At 63.3% G+C, this 16102-nt stretch carries 16 protein-coding genes; 13 read left to right on the top strand and 3 right to left on the bottom strand.

Annotated features, from left to right (window positions below):
* The first annotated feature begins 20 nt into the window (after positions 1-20).
* Positions 21-1043, top strand: coding sequence for a LacI family DNA-binding transcriptional regulator (locus tag AC1DXU_RS12475; RefSeq protein WP_477368716.1), 1023 nt, complete (start codon positions 21-23; stop codon positions 1041-1043).
* Here the strand turns inward: AC1DXU_RS12475 and AC1DXU_RS12480 are convergent.
* The 3 genes from AC1DXU_RS12480 to AC1DXU_RS12490 form a co-directional block, all read right to left on the bottom strand.
* Positions 1031-2017 (bottom strand): alpha/beta hydrolase, encoded by a 987-nt coding sequence (locus tag AC1DXU_RS12480; RefSeq protein ID WP_477368719.1) that lies wholly within the window; start codon positions 2015-2017, stop codon positions 1031-1033. The two genes, AC1DXU_RS12475 and AC1DXU_RS12480, sit on opposite strands and share 13 nt — an antisense overlap.
* A complete protein-coding gene (locus AC1DXU_RS12485) occupies positions 2010-3158 on the bottom strand; it encodes a Gfo/Idh/MocA family protein (protein WP_477368722.1) in 1149 nt (382 codons plus the stop codon). Before AC1DXU_RS12485 ends, AC1DXU_RS12480 begins: the two co-directional genes overlap by 8 nt.
* A 268-nt stretch (positions 3159-3426) precedes the next feature.
* Positions 3427-4188, bottom strand: coding sequence for a DeoR/GlpR family DNA-binding transcription regulator (locus tag AC1DXU_RS12490; protein ID WP_477315511.1), 762 nt, complete (start codon positions 4186-4188; stop codon positions 3427-3429).
* Positions 4189-4350: 162 nt separating this feature from the next.
* Between AC1DXU_RS12490 and AC1DXU_RS12495 the strand changes: the two genes are divergently transcribed.
* From AC1DXU_RS12495 to AC1DXU_RS12550, 12 genes are all read left to right on the top strand, one after another.
* Positions 4351-5151, top strand: coding sequence for a beta/alpha barrel domain-containing protein (locus AC1DXU_RS12495; protein WP_010914679.1), 801 nt, complete (start codon positions 4351-4353; stop codon positions 5149-5151).
* A 3-nt stretch (positions 5152-5154) separates the two neighbouring features.
* Complete coding sequence (locus AC1DXU_RS12500) at positions 5155-6105, top strand: PfkB family carbohydrate kinase (protein ID WP_477368727.1); 951 nt, start codon at positions 5155-5157, stop codon at positions 6103-6105.
* A gap of 91 nt (positions 6106-6196) precedes the next feature.
* Positions 6197-7342 carry an ABC transporter ATP-binding protein gene (locus AC1DXU_RS12505; RefSeq protein WP_477368730.1) on the top strand — a complete coding sequence of 382 codons (1146 nt, stop codon included), beginning with the start codon at positions 6197-6199 and terminating at the stop codon, positions 7340-7342.
* Positions 7343-7455: 113 nt separating this feature from the next.
* On the top strand, positions 7456-8703 hold the full coding sequence (locus AC1DXU_RS12510) for an ABC transporter substrate-binding protein (protein WP_477368733.1): 1248 nt from the start codon (positions 7456-7458) through the stop codon (positions 8701-8703).
* Between the two features lie 125 nt (positions 8704-8828).
* Positions 8829-9725 carry a carbohydrate ABC transporter permease gene (locus tag AC1DXU_RS12515; protein WP_477368736.1) on the top strand — a complete coding sequence of 299 codons (897 nt, stop codon included), beginning with the start codon at positions 8829-8831 and terminating at the stop codon, positions 9723-9725.
* Positions 9726-9730: 5 nt separating this feature from the next.
* A complete protein-coding gene (locus AC1DXU_RS12520) occupies positions 9731-10573 on the top strand; it encodes a carbohydrate ABC transporter permease (protein ID WP_477368739.1) in 843 nt (280 codons plus the stop codon).
* A 57-nt stretch (positions 10574-10630) separates the two neighbouring features.
* Positions 10631-11452, top strand: a complete 822-nt coding sequence (locus AC1DXU_RS12525) for a sugar phosphate isomerase/epimerase family protein (RefSeq protein WP_477368742.1) — start codon at positions 10631-10633, stop codon at positions 11450-11452.
* 4 nt (positions 11453-11456) lie between these two features.
* On the top strand, positions 11457-12533 hold the full coding sequence (locus AC1DXU_RS12530; RefSeq protein ID WP_477368745.1) for a Gfo/Idh/MocA family protein: 1077 nt from the start codon (positions 11457-11459) through the stop codon (positions 12531-12533).
* A complete protein-coding gene (locus tag AC1DXU_RS12535; RefSeq protein ID WP_477368748.1) occupies positions 12533-13351 on the top strand; it encodes a sugar phosphate isomerase/epimerase family protein in 819 nt (272 codons plus the stop codon). Before AC1DXU_RS12530 ends, AC1DXU_RS12535 begins: the two co-directional genes overlap by 1 nt.
* Complete coding sequence (locus AC1DXU_RS12540; protein ID WP_477368749.1) at positions 13351-14175, top strand: alpha/beta fold hydrolase; 825 nt, start codon at positions 13351-13353, stop codon at positions 14173-14175. Before AC1DXU_RS12535 ends, AC1DXU_RS12540 begins: the two co-directional genes overlap by 1 nt.
* Complete coding sequence (locus AC1DXU_RS12545; protein ID WP_477368751.1) at positions 14172-14891, top strand: ribulose-phosphate 3-epimerase; 720 nt, start codon at positions 14172-14174, stop codon at positions 14889-14891. Before AC1DXU_RS12540 ends, AC1DXU_RS12545 begins: the two co-directional genes overlap by 4 nt.
* Positions 14891-15925 (top strand): ROK family protein, encoded by a 1035-nt coding sequence (locus AC1DXU_RS12550; protein WP_477368753.1) that lies wholly within the window; start codon positions 14891-14893, stop codon positions 15923-15925. Before AC1DXU_RS12545 ends, AC1DXU_RS12550 begins: the two co-directional genes overlap by 1 nt.
* The last annotated feature ends 177 nt before the right edge of the window (positions 15926-16102 follow it).

Raw genomic sequence — 16102 nt, forward strand, 5'->3', positions numbered from 1 at the left:
TCCGTGCCGCGAGGGTTTGAATGCCGGTAACTCACAAGACGATGGAGGATTTTGCCCGCTCCTGCGGCGTCTCCAGGCCGACACTGTCGAAATATTTCGACGATCCGACCAGCGTCAAGCCGGCGACGCGAAAGCGGATCGAGGAAGCACTGCGCTCGTCCGACTACCAGCCCAATCTGTTTGCCCGCAACCTGAACCGCAAGCGGACGCGCAGCATCGGCATCATGGTGCCGACAGTTGCGGATCCCTTTTATTCGGAGATGGTCAGCCGCATCGAGCTTCGGCTGCGCGACGAAGGCTACTGGCCGATCGTCATCTCCTCGCACGGCTCGCGCGAACTCGAAGTGGAGGCGACGCGAACCATCCTGTCGCTGAAGGTTTCCGGAGCGCTGATCGCGCCGCTCGGCCTGCGCTCGGACCACCGCACGCTGGAGAAATTGACGCAATCCATACCCGTCGTTTATTTCGACACCTATCTCGAAGGCGACACGCCGTTCGTCGGCAACAACAATGCCCAGAGCGTCTCGACCATCGTCGACTATCTCTGCCGGTCCGGCGACGCTCCGGTCTATTTCGATATCCCGCACGTCAACCACAATTCACCGGAACGACTGAACAGCTATGTCGCCTCGATGAAGCGGCTCGGACATGAGCCGGTCGTCATCGGCAACATCGACGACTACACATGGGATTTTGAACGGATCGGCTACGAGCAGATGGAAAAGATGCTCGGCAATGGCGGCCTGCCGGGCAAGACCATCCTGTGCAACAACGACCGCCTCGCCTTCGGCGTGATGGCGGCCGCCTACGCGCAAGGCCTCAAGGTCGGCCGCAAGGGCGATTGCGACCTGCGCGTCGCCGCCCATGACGATCATCCGCTGAGCCGCTACACCTGTCCCGGCCTGACCACCATGGCGCAGGATTTTGCCGCCATGGCCGGACGCAGCGTCGAGACGCTGCTGGCCTTGCTGAACGAGGATGGGGCAGTTGTTGCGCCGAAGGTCAATCTCGACGCGACCTTGGTGATGCGTCAGTCGGCCTGAGCTTTTCCATCGAAGCCGCGCCACGCGGCAACCGCGGCGCCCACCGCCTCTCGCGATGCGGGACCATGGCGGCCCATCGAGACGAAGCCGTGGATCTGGCCGGGCCACCGCTTAAGCACCACCGGCACCCCGTCATCTTGCAGACGCTTTGCGTAAGCTTCGCCTTCGTCGGCGAGAATGTCGTGACCGGCGATTGCGACGAAGGCCGGTGCTGCGCCGGCAAGGCTGGCGGCCTTCAGCGGCGACACACGCCAGTCATCGATATCGCCAGCATGGCTGACATAGTGATCGCGGAACCAGGCCATGGTTGTCGCGGTGAGACCAAAGCCTTCGGCGAAGCGGCGATAACTATCCGCTGCCTGCGCGGCATCGGTGTTGGGATAAAACAGCAATTGCGCCACCGGCGGATTTTTGTCTCCACGCGCCATCAAACAAAGCACCGTGGCGAGATTGCCGCCGGCGCTGTCGCCGGCGACAGCGATCCGTTTTGCGTCGATGCAGAGAGCGTCGGCCTCGCTCTGCATGAAGGCGAATGCCGCGCGGCAATCCTCGATGGCGGCAGGAAACTTGTGCTCCGGCGCCAGCCGGTAGTCGGGACAGACGACGACGCAGGCTGCCATGTTGGCGAACCAGCGGCAGATCTCGTCATGCGAGTCGAGATTACCGATCACCCAGCCGCCGCCGTGCAGATAGAGCAGCGCCGGCGCACCGGCTACCGCCGCACCCTGGCCGCGATAGATCCTGAGCGGCAACGGGCCACCGGGTCCAGCGATTGTACGCTCGCTCAGCGCGGCGACCGGTTTGCGCTCACCCTGCAGTGTTGGCAAGCCCGCGACATAGGCGCGGCGCGCTTCGTCAGGCGTGCCGGTCTCGAACGGCGGCGCGGGCGCCTGCCGGCCGAGGTCGAGCACATGGCGGGCTTGCGGGTCGAGCCAGGGCGAAGGCGGTGTTGTGATGGACGGCACCTCAGGCAAGCAGGCTCTTCGCCTCGTCCTCGCCAAGCAGCGGCGGCTGGTCGACGGTGCCGTTGACGGCGACCGAGCCGCGGCTTTCTCCCGAGGCTAGGATTGCCTCCATGATCTCCAGCACATGCAGCGCGAGGTCGCCGGAGGCGCGCGGCTTTCTTCCGGTCGCCAGCGCACGCGACAGATCGGCGACGCCGAGCATGCGGTAGTTGGCGCGGTCGGGCGCGGCATAAGGCCAGTTGCGCGCGCCGTAGAGCTCATTTTCGCTCTCAAGATCTTCCCAGTCGGCGCCGCGCTCCGACAGCGAAACGGTGCCGCCGAATGTGTCGGGATCAGGCAGCCTGAGTGAGCCTTCCGTGCCGTGCAGTTCGATCGGGTGGTTGGAGTGTTTGAAGACGTCCCAGGAGGCGCCGAAGGTGACCGTGGCGCCCGAGCGGAATTCCAGCAGCGACAGGATGTTGGTCGGCGTGCCGACCTTGAAACTTGTGTTCTTGTAGGGACCTTCAGCTGTTATCAGCCGCTCCTCCTGACCGCGCGTCGCCATCGCCATGACGCGCGCCACCGGCCCGAGCAGATTGACCAGCATGGTCAGATAATAGGGACCCATGTCGAAGACCGGGCCGCCGCCGGGCTGGTAGTAGAATTGCGGATTGGGATGCCAGTGCTCCATGCCGCGCGCCATCATGAAGGCAGTGCCGGTCACCGCGCGGCCGATGGCGCCCTCGTCCATCAGGCGGCGCGCCCGCCGGCCGGCGGCACCAAGGAACGTATCCGGCGCCGAGCCCAACAGCAGGCCGCGTTGCGCCGCTTCGGTGACAAGACGCCGTCCGTCTGCGGCCGAGGTCGCCAGCGGCTTTTCGGTGAACACATGCTTGCCCGCGGAGAGCGCTGAAAACGAGACGTCGAAATGCGCCGACGGGATGGTCAGGTTGAGCACGAGGTCGATCTCGGGATCGGCCAGCAGCGCATCGACGCTGACCGCCCGAATGCCGTATTCGCGGGCACGCAGCGCCGCCAGCTCGGTGGAAATGTCGGCGCAGGCACGCAGCTCGACGCCGCCGAAGAGTGCTGCATTGCGCAGATAGGTCATCGAGATGTTGCCGCATCCGACAACGCCGATGCCGAGCTTCGTCTTTGATTTTGCTTGCATTTTTAGTCTCACCTCGCAACGCCATCATACACTGGCTGTCCCGTTGCACCAGCAGCTGGTCCCGTTGGAAAACCGCTATACCGTATTTTAAATGTTGACGCGCGTAAAATTTTTATAGAACATGTGGGAATGCTGGTGAGGCATTGGGAGGCTGCCAGCCCTGGGAGGAGAAAATGACTGGTACGAAAGAACGGCCGACCGCCGGCTCGAAGCCCATGGGTCTTGCGCGCATTGGATCTTTCCGTCGCGGTCAGGGACCGAGACGGGTTCAGGCATAGATCACCTTGGCGCCGGTCTTCTCGAGCTCTCTGCGTATTGGACCGGGCAGGCCATCGTCGGTGATCACCACATCGACGGCCGACAGCGAAAATGCCTTGGAGGTCCCGCTGACGCCCCATTTGCTTGAATCGGCGAGGAGGACAACGCGCCGGGCCATGCGAACCAGGATTCGCTTCGTTCGCGCCATGTCTTCGTTCACGTCGACCACATCCAGTGACGAGTCTATCGCATGCGCTCCAACAAAGACCTGATGCGCGACCAAGCCGCCGAGAGCCGTATCGGCATCGGTGATCAGCGTGCTCACCGTGTCGGGATAGACCCGGCCGCCGATCATATGAACGTCGAGGCCGGGACGATGCATGAGATGCTGCACGATATTCATGGCCGTGGCCGCGACCACGACATTGCTGAGCGGTGGTAACTGCATGGCAAGCTGCATCAATGTCGAGCCGCCGTCGAAGATGACCGATTGGTTGTCTTCAAACAGGTCAACCGCCGCCCGGGCGATGCGCTTCTTTGCCTCGAGGTTCGTTTGCATCCGCCGGGCGAACGCGGCCGTGGTCGAATCGGTGGTCCGGGTCACCGCCCCTCCACGGGTCTTGGTCAGTAGTCCCTTGCGGTCCAGTATTTCGAGGTCGGAGCGCACCGTGACTTCCGACACGCCAAACTCGTCCGACAGGTCCTTGATGCGAACCTGTCCGCTGCGTTGCACCTCACCCAGGATCGATTGGCGTCTCTGCTCCGACAACATTGCCCTGCCCTTGCCTCCCTGCGCCAAGCAACCGCTTTGGCCTCAACTCACCTTACCAAAAATAGGCGAATTCGAAAGATTTCGAAAGATTGTTTTTTGTGTTTCTTTCGGAAACACTGAGTTCATGGTTTTGAAATCAAACGATAAGGGAATTTTGCACTCATGAGCCTGGGAACCAAAGTGCGTCTTGCGCGCCTCTTCTCGCATCCATCGGGGAACCTTTTTGGCGGCGCGGTCGACCATTTCGTCGGCTATGGCGACGTGCGCAAAGGCGGCCTTGCCGACCTGCCGGGTGCGCTTGCACGTGTCATGGCGGGCAAGCCCGACTATGTCAGCATCCAGCCTGGCACCGCGCGCCATCTGTGGCCGCAATATGCGGGCAAGGCTTCGCTGGTGATTCAGGCGGGCTGCTTCACTCCGGACGATCGTATCAGCGAGTTGATCGCAACACCCGAGGATGCGGTGCGCGCGGGGGCCGATGCGTTGGCCGTGGCCATTCCGGTGCGCGGCGCGACCGAGGGCAAATACATACGCTGGCTGACCGATTCGGTGAATGCGGCGGCCCGCTACGGCATGCCTGTGGTGGCGCATATCTACCCTCGCGATTTCACCGACGGAGCAAAAATCGTCTTCACCCCCGACGAGATCGCCTATGCGGCGCGCATCGGCTACGAGTCCGGCGTCGACGTGATCAAGATCGGCTACACGGGCGATTTCGAGTCGTTCCGAGAGACCGTCCGGACCTGCCCGGTGCCGGTTGTGATCGCCGGTGGTCCCAAGACCGATACGCTGCTCGGCGCGCTTCAGCAGACGGCGGACGCCATCCGTGCCGGCGCACGCGGCGCGGTGGTCGGCCGCAATCTCTGGGGGCATGGCGATCCGCAGAAGGCAGCGCTTGCCTTCCGGGGGGTCATCCATGACGGCCTTTCGGCGCAAGACGCGCTGGCGAAGGCGGGTGCCTGAACGATGCCCACCGTCCCTTCAATCCTCGGCTTCGGCGCTATTGCGATAGACGACATCGTCTATGTCGATCAGCCGTTGTCGGCGGGCAAGGGGAAGGTTCTGCAAAGCGCCCGCGCTTTCGGAGGAAATGTCGCGACGGCGCTGGCCGCCGTCGTGCGGCTCGGCGGAACCGCCGGGTTCGTCGGATGGCTGGGCAGTGCCGCGGACGATGCCGTGCTGGGTGATCTCGTCGCGAGCGGTGTTGAAACCGCATTCGCGCCGCGCCATCCCGACGCGCGCCCGGTGCGCTCGCGGATCACCGTCGGCTCGGATGGGGAACGGTTCATCGCCTATGACGACGATGCGATGCTGGGCACCGCGCCGGACTTTGCGGACGAGGTCCTCAGCCGCGCGACCGTGCTGATCGTCGATAGCTACGCGATCCGGTCGCTGGATGTCGTGGCTCGGGCTCGTGACCTCGGCCTTGCGATCCTCGGCGATATCGAATGGAGCAGCGGCGCAGCCACGGAGAGGCTGATCGCGCTCTGCGACCATCTCATTCTTCCCCTCGGCTTTGCGCGGACTGCCACAGGGTGCCGATCGCCCGCCGAGATGCTCGATGCATTGTGGTTGCCGTCGCGGTCCGCCGTGGTTCTGACCGATGGCGGCAAGGGCGTCTACTATCGCGGACGCGACGAGACAGGGCTTTGGCACTTGCCCCCGCACCGGGTTGTCGTCGTCGACTCGACCGGCGCCGGTGACTGCTTTCATGGCGCCTATGCCCATGCATTGACGCGCGGAGGCGACACCGCAGGCCGGGTCGCATTCGCGGCCGCGGCGGCGGCCCTTTCGATAACGGGGCGTGGCGGGCGCGAGGCGCTTCCGACCGACGAAAAGGTCACGGAACTCCTGGCATCGACGAACGCGCCGTCAGCAGTCGAACTGAAATATGCGCATGTCAATACTGGGACATAGCTTGAAATTATCTGAGGAAACATTTCGCAAGTGAACATAAGCCGAGAAAGAATCATAAAAATCCGCGGCTTTGACTTGTGGAGGGAGGAATATGGCAGAAGTCATTCTTGAGAATATCTGCAAGACCTACGGGAACAATTTTCGCGCAATCGACCAATTGAACCTATCGGTCAAGGATGGCGAGTTCTTGATCCTCGTCGGGCCGTCCGGCTGCGGCAAATCTACCGCGTTGCGAATGATCGCGGGACTGGAGGACATCACCAGCGGCAGCCTTCGGATCGGCGGTACCGACGTCGTCGACATGCCGCCCAAGGACCGCGACATCGCGATGGTCTTCCAGAGCTACGCGCTCTACCCGCATATGACGGTGTTCGAAAACATCGCCTTTTCGATGCGCCTGGCAGGCAAGCCGAAGGCCGAGCGCAAAAAGCGCGTGGCCGAGATCGCCAAAACCCTTCAACTGACCTCGCTGCTGGACAACAAACCCGCGACCCTTTCAGGCGGACAGCGCCAACGGGTTGCCATGGGCCGCGCCATGGTGCGCGAGCCGGCCGCCTTTCTGATGGACGAGCCCCTTTCAAATCTGGACGCGAAACTGCGCGTGCAAATGCGCGCCGAAATAACCAGCCTGCAAAAGCAGCTCGGGGTCACGACCATATACGTGACCCACGACCAGATCGAAGCGATGACGATGGGCGACAGGGTCGCGGTGTTGAAGGGCGGCGTGCTGCAGCAGGTCGACACGCCCAAGAGGCTCTATGAATCGCCGGTGAATGCCTTTGTTGCCGGCTTCATCGGTTCGCCTTCGATGAGCCTTTTCGAAGCGACGCTAAAGGGCGGCGAGCTCGTTTTTCGCGACTTCGCCATCCGGCTGCAGGATGCGGCTTTCGTCGGCAGGCCCGCCCTGAGGTCCTATGAGGGGCGCAAGATCGTGTTCGGCATACGGCCGGAGCATCTCTACGACAGCAGCCTCGAATCCGGCCGCAAGTATCAGACGATACCCGCCAAGGTGACTTCGATCGAGGAGCTCGGCTCGGAACATATCGTCCACCTGAACATCGACGCGGTCCGGGTGGACTCCGGCGATCCGGACGCGGTGGACGATTTTGGCCTGGCATCGAACGCGGTGGCGAGATTCGAACCGGTTAGCGCCATCCACTCCGGCTCGGAAATCCGGTTGGCCGTGGATGATACCAAGTTCCATTTCTTCGATCCCGAGACGCATCTGGCGATCTGAAGATCTGCGGAAGACGCAGGCGAGAGCGAGGCGCCTGCGAAAGACAAGAAGGCTTCTGAATAAAGCAGACGATCGTTCGCATTGTGCGGTCGATCCTAAAGAAGGAGGAGAAAATGATGTTTCGGATACAACCCGCGATGCTGAAAATAGCCGCGGCCGCATGGTTGCTTGGCGCAACCAGCGCCATGGCGGACACGGCGCTGGAATTCACCCAATGGTGGGAGCCCGAATTGCCGGCCGGCTCGCTCAGGGCGATCATGGATGACTTCGAGGCTGCAAACCCCGGAATCAAGGTGACGCTGGTCAGCGGCCCCTATGCGACCACGCGAGACCAGATCTCGGTTGGCGCTGCAACCGGAACGCTTAGCGACGTTGTTGGTCTCGACGGCGCCTGGGTGAACAATCTGAACGCGCAGAATGCGCTGGCCGACATGAACCCGATGATGGATGCGAGCAAGTTCGACAAGACCCAGGTCGCCGACATCATCAAGGTGGACGGCAAGGCGGTGATGTTTCCCGTGGCTTCGTTCGTCTATCCGGTTTTCGTGAATTTGGACCTCGCCGCCAAGGCGGGCGTCACCACGCTGCCGTCGACCCGCGCTGAGTTTCTCGAAGCCGCCAAGAAGATGACCCAAGCCGACAAGAACCAGTATGGCTGGGTGCTGCCGCTATCGCTGCAAACGCCGTCCGGCGTCCAGAACGACATGATGTCGTGGGTCTGGGCATCGGGTCAATCGATGATGGCGGACGGCAAGCCCGCTCTCGAGGGCAAACCGGTGGTGGACATGCTGAGCTTCGTCAAATCGCTCAATGACGCGGGCACCATCTCGCCCGGCATCGCCACCAAGACCGAACAGGAAAAGGTCGAGGAATTCGTCAACGACCGGGTCGGCATGATGGTCGACTCGCTCGCGCATGTGAACCTCATCCGCAAACGCAATCCCAAGCTGAACTTCGACATCATCCCGGTCCCCGTCGTGGAGGGCTATACGGGCAAGCGCGGCCTTCCCTATGCCTCCTGGGGCATCGGCATCTCTGCGAGCTCGAAGCATCAGGAGGAGGCCTGGAAGCTCGTCCAATATCTGATGAGTGAAAAGGTCAACGCCAAGCTGGTGTCGCTGGCCAACGCCTTCCCCGGCAACGTCAACGCCAAGCCCGATTTCGTGACCTCGGACAAGGCTTTCGGCAAGGCTTTCGAAATCTTCAAGACCGGTTATCTCGCCAACGAGTTCACGGGCCTGCCGGTGGCTGAAGACCTGATGACCCAGTTCGACGTGCAAGCCCAGAAGATGCTCGCCGGCGAGCAGTCTCCGGAACAGGCGGCCGCCGCCGCCCAGAAGGGCTGGATGGCGAAATTCTGATCGACCTGTTTACGATCTTCGACCGGGGGGCCTGACTTCGGCCAGGCCTCCCGGCAACAATGCACCGGCAACGCGAGTGTTTGCGAAGCTCGCCTTCTCTTGAAGGCGTATCCCAAGGTTGGCACATGACCCGGCAGAAACGCTCCCACCACAGACTGAAACGAGCGGTCGCACCCTATCTCTATCTGTCGCCCTCGCTGGTGATCATCGGCCTTTTGATGCTGCTGCCGATGGTGACGGTCATCGGCTATTCGTTCCAGAACAGCGCGGTGCTGCGTCGCGATCCTTCCTTTGCCGGACTGAAACACTACGAGGCGATCTACAACGATCCCGTGTTCTGGGCTTCGCTGTGGCATACGCTCTACTTCACATGCATGAGCGTCATCTTCCACATGACAATCGGCATGATCTTCGCGCTCATGCTGAACAGCGACCGCATCAATCCGATGCTGCGCAATGTCCTGCGCGTGCTCTACATACTGCCCTGGCTGTTCACCGCGGTGATCATCGCCGTGATCTGGCGCCTCCTGCTCGAGCCGAACGGTGTCGTGAACAGCATTCTCATCCAGCTCGGCATCATCGGTTCCAAGGTCGAGTGGTTTTCGTCGCCCCAGACCGCGCTGCACGCCGTCACCTTCGCCAATATCTGGGCGGGCTACCCGCTTTTCATGGTCAGCCTGCTCGCAGGCTTGCAGGGCATTCCCAAGGATTTCTACGAGGCCGCCGATATCGACGGCGCGAAGGCCTACCAGAAGCTGATCTTCATCACCATCCCGCAGCTGATGCCGATCATCATCAGCATCTCGCTGCTCGACTTCATCTGGACGATGCAGGTCTTCCCGTTGATCTGGATAACGACGGGCGGCGGCCCGATCTACTCGACCGAGGTGCTGAGCACCTACACCTACAAGCTGGCGTTTTCGAGCTACAACCTTTCGCAGGCGTCGGCGAGCGCCGTGGTCATCCTGCTGATCTCTCTCGGCCTGACGCTGTTCTACATCCGCTATCAAAAGGCTCGGTAGTCACCATGAGGAAAAGGCACACGTCGAAAGACAGGCTGATCACCGTCGCGCTGCATGTCGCGCTTGCCGCAGGGCTGTTTTTCGCGGCCTTCCCGATCTACTGGATGCTGAGCAGCTCGTTCAAGTCGAACACCGAAATCTTTGCCCTGCCACCAACCGTCCTGCCGAAGGCCTTCACGCTGGAAGCGTATGCGGCCATCCTTGGCGACCCGGTAAAGCTGCGCTTCTTCTTCAACAGCTACTTCGTGGCCGGAGTGGTGACCGTGCTGACGGTGCTGATCGCCTTGCTGGCGGCCTATGGGTTCAGCCGTTTCAATTTCCGCGGCAAGGGCAGCCTCAACACACTCATCATCAGCACGCAGACGATCCCGCCGATCACGCTCTTGATCCCCTTCTTCGGGCTTGTCGTCTCATATGGCATCTTCGACACCTACGTCGCGCTGATCCTTACTTACCTGGTGTTTACGCTGCCCTACGCGATCCTGCTGATGACGGGATACCTGAACACCTTGCCCCGCGATCTCGATGAAGCGGTGGCTGTCGACGGCGGCACCAGCTGGACCGCACTCTGGCGGGTGATCGTCCCGATTTCACTGCCTGGTATCGTCGCGACGTCGGTCTACACCTTCCTGCTGTGCTGGAACGAATTTCTGTTTGCGTTGACGCTGACGAAGTCGACGTCCATGCGCACCGTCCCGATCGGCATCCAGCTGTTGATGGGGCAGCACGCCTTCGAATGGAACCAGATGATGGCGATGAGCGTGCTCGGCTCGCTGCCGCTCTTGGTCATCTACCTCGTTGCCCAGAGGTACTTCCTCGCCGGCATGACCGCGGGCTCGGTCAAGTAGGATGTCCAGCGCCACATCATCGAAGAGCCTATGCGGGTGGAATCAAGGAACGAAAGGATGAACGTGAAAGACCTGAAAGTCGGCTGCCAGACCTTCACCTGGGAAATGCTCGGAGACCGTTTTGCCGGCGGCCCTGACGATCTGCTCAAGGCGATCGCCGATGGCGGCTATGCCGGCATCGAGATCACCGACACGATGATCGGCCGCTATGCCGACAAGCCGGTGGAATTCGCCACCGCTCTGAGGGCGTCCGGGCTTACCCTCGTCTCTTTCGCCTTCGGCTCGAAGAGCGGTTTTACGCTGAAGGAGACGATCGGCGCCGACCTCGAGGCGGCTCAGCGCTGGATCAATTTCGCGGCTCAATTTCCCGGCGCGCTGGTGTCGATGGGCTCGGCCACGGTCGTCTCCAACGGCCCGCGCGACGACAAGTTCGCTATAGCTGCCGAGGTCTACAACAAGGCCGGCGAACTCGGCCGCAAGGCCGGCGTCCAGGTCGCGGTGCATCCGAGCTCGCACCACAACACGCTGCTGTTTGACCGTGCCGATTACGACCGCATCTTCGGGCTGATCGATCCGTCGCTGGTCGGCTGGGTGCCGGACACCGGCCACATCTTGCGCGGCCACAAGGACATGGCCGACACGCTCACTACCTATCGCGACCGCATCCGCTACGTGCACCTGAAGGATGTCGATGCCAGCGGCACATGGGCGATGCTCGGCAAGGGCGTCTGCGATACGGCGAAGGTGATCGAGATCGCCAGCGCCGCGCCCAACTTCAACGGCTGGCTGGTGCTGGAGGAAGAGTCCGAGACCGCCGCCGCCGACCCGGCCGGCGCGGTCAAGACCAACCGTCAGACCATGCGCGGCTACGGAGCCTGAGACGATGATCCGCAAACAAGACCGTCGTCTTCGTGTGGGAGTGCTCGGGTGCGGGCCGATCGCGCAGTTCGCGCATCTGGAATCCTGCGTGAAGGCCAGCAATGCCGACCTCTACGCAATCTGCGATGCCGCCCCCGACCTTCTGGCGCGCATGGGCGCGACCTATGATCCCGAGAGGATGTATGGCGACTACGACGCCATGCTGGCCGACCCGCAGCTGGAGGCAGTGATCGTCGCGACATCCGATGCCTATCACGTGCCGATGTCGATCAAGGCGCTGGAAGCCGGCAAGCACGTGCTGTGCGAGAAGCCGATCGGCGTCTCGGTCGAGGAAGGCCAGAAGCTTGCCGACGCGGTCAAGCGCTCGGGCAAGGTGCTGCAGGTCGGCCATATGAAGCGCTTCGACCCGGCGCTGGAAGCGGCGCGCGATTTCGTCCGCGACGAGATGGGCGACATCCTGGCGCTGAAGGCCTGGTATTGCGATTCCACCCATCGCTACACCAACACCGATGCCATCCAGCCGCTGCCCGTCACCAGCAAGCTGGCGCGCAAACCGGCGGGCAATCCGAAGGCCGATCTGCGGCAGTACTTCATGCTGGCGCATGGCTCGCACCTCGTCGACACGGCGCGCTTCCTGTGCGGTGAGATCACCGCGGTGCGCGCCCGCCTCCACGAAAAATTCGGCGCCTATTGCTGGTTCGTCGAAACCGAATTCGCCAACGGTGCGCTTGGTCATCTCGACCTCACCGTGGCCGTGCGCATGGACTGGCATGAGGGTTTTCAGCTCTATGGCGAGAACGGCTCGGTGATCGCCAAGACCTTCAATCCCTGGTACTTCCGCGCCAGCGAGGTCGACATTTTTCACGAGAAGGACGCGACCTCGCGCAAGCCGCTCGGCGCCGACGGCCATTTCTTCCGGCGCCAGCTCGAAGGTCTCGCCGAGACGGTCCTCGACGGCAAGCCGATGCGCGGCGCCAATGTCGAGGACGGCCTCGCTTCGATCCGCGCCATGGTGGCGATTGCCCGCTCGGTCGAAAGCGGCGAGCGCGTCGAGATCGCTGCCGTCACGGGGGCGGTGTGATGCAGATCGGGGTGTTCGCCAAGACCTTTCCGGGCAGCGAACCTGCCGGCGTGCTGGCGGCGGTGCGCGATGCGGGCTTTGCGGTCACCCAGTTCAACCTTGCCTGCGCCGGCCTGGCGTCGATGCCGGATGCCGTGCCCGACGACGCCATCGACGCCATCGAGGCCGCCTCCAATGCTTCCGGCGTTGCGCTGGTGGCACTGTCCGGCACCTACAACATGGCGCACCCCGACAAGACCGTGCGCGACGAGGGCTTTCGCCGGCTGGCGGTCGTGATCAAGGCGGCGGCATCGCTTGCCATTCCGGTGGTCACCCTGTGTACGGGAACCCGCAACCTTGATGACCAATGGGCGCACCATCCGGACAATGCCGATCCCTCGGCATGGACTGACATGGCGGCCGAGATGGAGAAGGCACTGCAACTCGCCGAGCGTCACGGTGTCGATCTCGGCATCGAGCCCGAACAGGCCAACATCGTTACCTCGGCGCAAGACGCGATGCGGCTCATCGCCGAGATGGACTCGAAGCGGTTGCGCATCGTGCTCGATCCGGCGAACCTGTTCGAACAGGCGAGCGCGGCGCAGGCACGCGCCATCGTCACTGCCGCCGTCGAAGCCACCGCGGGCCACGTCGCCATGGCGCACGCCAAGGACCGTTTTGCCGATGGCCGTTTCGCCACCGCCGGGCAAGGCGTCGTCGACTTCCCGGATTTCGTCGCCCGGCTCAAGGCAACAGGCTTTGACGGGCCGCTGGTGACGCATGGGCTTTCGGCCGAAGAGGCGCCCGGCGTCGCCCGCTTCCTGAAAGGGCTACTGTGATGGCGCGCCCGTCCACCTTGCTCCGCAATGACGCCACGCTTCGGGTTTCCGACAGCGGCGACGGGCCTGCGGTCGTCTTCCAGCATGGGCTGGGCGGCAGCGAGGCGCAGGTCGCGCAATCCTTTCCTGCCGGCGCCGGCCGGCGCATCACGCTGGAGTGCCGCGGGCACGGCGGCTCGGAGCTCGGCAGCAGCCGGCCATTCTGCTTCGAGATGTTCGCCGACGATGTGCTCGCCGCCGCCGATCAGGCCGGCCTCGATCGTTTCGTCGCCGGCGGCATTTCCATGGGCGCGGCGATTGCGCTGCGCCTCGCCTGCCGCCACCCGGACCGCGTCGCCGGCCTGATCCTGGTGCGGCCGGCCTGGACATTTGACCGTGCGCCGACAAACCTGAGGCCAATCGCCGAGGTCGCCACCCTGATCCTCGGCCATGGCCCCGGCAAGGCTAGAGAAATCTTCGCGCAATCGCAGACGGCCGCGCATTTGCAGCGCGAAGCGCCCGACAATCTCGCCTCTCTGTTCGGCTATTTCGACCGGCCGGATGCTGTGCCGTTCGCACAGGTCCTTGCCGACATCGCCGCTGATGGACCGGGCATTTCGGCAAGCGATGCCGCTGCGCTCGGTATCCCCGTGCTGGTCGTCGGCAACGCTCAGGATGCCGTGCATCCGCTGTCGGCTGCGCGCACTCTTGCCACAGCCATTCCCGGCGCGCGATTCGCGGAGATCACATCCAAGGCGCTCGACAGCGTTAGGCATTTCGCCGAGCTGCAGGCTGAGATCACCACCTTCCTTCAGTTCAACATTCGGAGCCTTGTTGCGTCATGACCAAATCCCTGTCCGGCCGTGCCGCCATCGCTGCCTTGCCGCGCAACCGGCTGCTCGGCGAGTTCTCGCTGTGGTCGGCCGACCTCGCCAATATGGAGCGCGACCTGAAGCGCATCGATGCCTTTGTCGACCTGCATCACATCGATGTCGCCGACGCCCGTTTCACCCCCGGCTTCCTGTTCTTTCCCGACCTGGTGGCGCGCATCGCCAAGCTCACGGCACGCCCGATCCATGTGCATCTGATGGTCGAAGCGGAAATCGTCGAGGAGCAGACGCGCCAGTTCATCGAGGCAGGCGCCGACCTGATCAGCGTCCATGCCGAAAATGGCGAAGCCGGCCTGCGCGCCGTGCGGCTGGCGCATGAACTCGGCGTCGAGGCCGGCGTGGTGCTGCGGCTGGAAACGCCGGTCGCCGCGGTCACGCCTTTCCTCTCCGAAGTAGCGTTCGTGACGCTGCTTGGCACATCCATCGGCGTCAAGGGCCAGGGCCTGTCCGACCAGGCCTGCCCGCGCCTCATCGAAGCACGCGCGCTGATGCGAAAGGCCGGCCGCGAAGCCGATATCATACTTGCCGCCGATGGCGGCATCCGCCACGAGACGGTACCGCGGCTGCGCGCCGCCGGCGCCGAAACCGTGGTGCTGGGATCGCTGGCCTTCGGCGATCCCGACCTTGCCCAGCGCATGGCCTGGCTGCATGGGCTGAAGGTCGCCGCCTGATGACAAAGGTCGCGCTTGCCTTCGATCTCGGCGGAACGGAGCTGCGCGGCGCGCTGGTCGGCAGCGGCGGCCGCGTGGTCGCCCATGTTTCGGCGCCGACGATGGCGGGTGCGGGATCGGAAGCGGTGATCGGCCAGATCATCACGCTGGCCGGAGAGCTGCTGACACAGCACCCGCAGGCCAGGGTCGCCGGCATTGGCGTCGGCGCGCCAGGCCCTCTCGATCCCAAGGCCGGCATCGTGATTGCGCCACCAACGCTGGCCGGCTGGCACGACGTGCCGCTGATCGACATTTTGGGCAAGCATTTCGGCCTGCCGGTGCGGCTGGAGAATGACGCCAACGCGGCCGCTCTCGGCGAATGGCGCTTCGGCGCTGGTCGCGGCACTGGATCGATGGTGTTCGTCACTGTATCGACGGGCATTGGCGGCGGCGTCGTTGCCGAAGGTCACATCTATCATGGCAGGCGCGGACTGGCGGCCGAGATCGGCCACATGACCATCACCGGCGAAGGCGAGCGCTGTTTTTGCGGCGCCGTCGGCTGCTTCGAGGCGGTCGCCTCCGGAACCGCGCTCGGGCGGCGTGCCACGGCGCTGACGGCACCGGGCGACGGCTCTGTTCTGCGGCGCCTTTCGGGCGACGGCGACGTTTCGGCCAGGCATGTAGTCGAGGCGGCGCGGGCCGGCGATATCAGAGCGCTCGAACTGGTCGAGGCAGAAGCGAACTGGCTGGGCATCGGCTTCACCAATCTGCTTCACCTCTATTCGCCGGATCTGATCGTCATGGGCGGCGGCCTCGCCAATGGCTTCGACCTGTTGGCTCCGCGCATCAGGGCGGTCGTCCAGCAGCGGGCAATGCCGGCCTACCGCGACGTGCCGATCGTGCCGGCGCTGCTCGGCAACCAGGCCGGACTGATCGGCGCCGCCAGCCTGATCCTCTGGGAAGGCGAACCAGGCGCGCCGCTGGCGATGGCGCAGGATGAAAACAATGACGGCGCGACCAAACGTGCCGGCGCCCGGGAGGCAAGCCAACGCTGAGCTCAAGCTGCTCGGCGTGCGCAAATCCTACGGATCCGTCAAGGCGGTACCTGCTATCCAGGTTCAGGCGCGCCGCCTTGGGCTTTGGATGGGGTAACATCCAAAACGCAATTCACGAGAAGCAAGCAGGCCCTCAGACCATTCTCCATGGCCGCTTCTGCCATGCTGGGCAAATCG

The organism is Mesorhizobium sp. P3_A10 (genome assembly GCF_056403175.1).